Here is a 1,120-nt window from a genome sequence, read left to right as displayed (position 1 = left end):
GACCTGTGAGGGCCACCGTCAGGCGTGAGTTGGTTGAGGCTGACGAAGATGGTTGACGGCCCAGATCGCTGCTTGCGTCCGGTTCTTCGCGCGGATTTTGCGAAGGATCGCTTTGACGTGCACCTTTACGGTCGCCTCTGCGATATCGAATTTCCGGGCGATCAACTTATTGGACTCACCATCCATCAAGCACCGCAGAATGACCGTCTCGCGCGATGAGRGACGTTCCAGCTGAAGCTGGTCCATCACCGTCGTCACGACCGGGCGATCCTGATCCGTGCCTTGCTGTTGACCGTCTCGGGAAGGGACAATCGAAAGCTGCACGTGCTGAACTTGCTGCCCAGCCTCGCTGGCGAGCGCAAGAACCGCTGCCGGAAAGACTTTCTCGCCGAGGAGCACGAGATCGAGCGACTTGRCCAATGCCTGGCAGCTGATCGTCTTCAGCAGATAGGCATCGACACCCGCACGATAGGCGGCTTGGACCTGCGCGAGATCGTAGGCTTCGACCAAAAGCACGATTTTCGCGGACGGTCGGTGGGTTTTGACGGTTTTCACCGAGGAGGTGAAATCCATCTGACCGTTGGAGGTACCGAGAATGAGAAGAGCATCCTCCTCTTGGGGGAAGAGATCTTCATGTAAATCGCCGAACTGTGTGCAAGAAGCGAGAACGTTGTAAGGCGTTTCTGCAAGAATGCGCGCTATGCCCTCACGGATGAGCATGTTCGATTCGACAATAAGAGTCGTCGTCAATCGCGTCACTTGTTCTGAGTGACGTAACTCTATTCTTGTAGGCTTTGTTAACGCAGAACGTTGACCCTCTGCCGGAGACCCGACCGGAGCCAACGTTATTTGATCGTTGTATTTGCGCATAGCGGACCCTTTCTGGCCCAGCCTTGAAATAACATTTCAAGACCACATTAACGACAAGTAAAGACTAACCTAAGGTACGCTGTCGTACAAACGGATARATATGCAAATTGTTGCTTGCACGGCGTAACAACTGAGTTTGCGGACGGAGATCGAATAACTTTTGGAGTAGAGATGTGACGAAAAACTATACCAAAGGATAAAAGCTTTCCGATGCCACAACGCCGCGTTGTGGGTCCGCCGCCTCTGCGCC

General features: G+C 53.7%; 1 protein-coding gene. It reads right to left on the bottom strand.

Features of this window, described 5'->3' with window-relative positions:
* Nucleotides 1-18: 18 nt before the first annotated feature.
* Nucleotides 19-870 (bottom strand): LuxR C-terminal-related transcriptional regulator, encoded by an 852-nt coding sequence (locus AC1DT3_RS22145; RefSeq protein ID WP_477467326.1) that lies wholly within the window; start codon nt 868-870, stop codon nt 19-21.
* Nucleotides 871-1,120: the final 250 nt, after the last annotated feature.

The sequence above is a fragment of the Microvirga sp. P4_G7 genome, from assembly GCF_056401005.1.
This window is presented reverse-complemented; position numbering and strand designations above follow the sequence as displayed.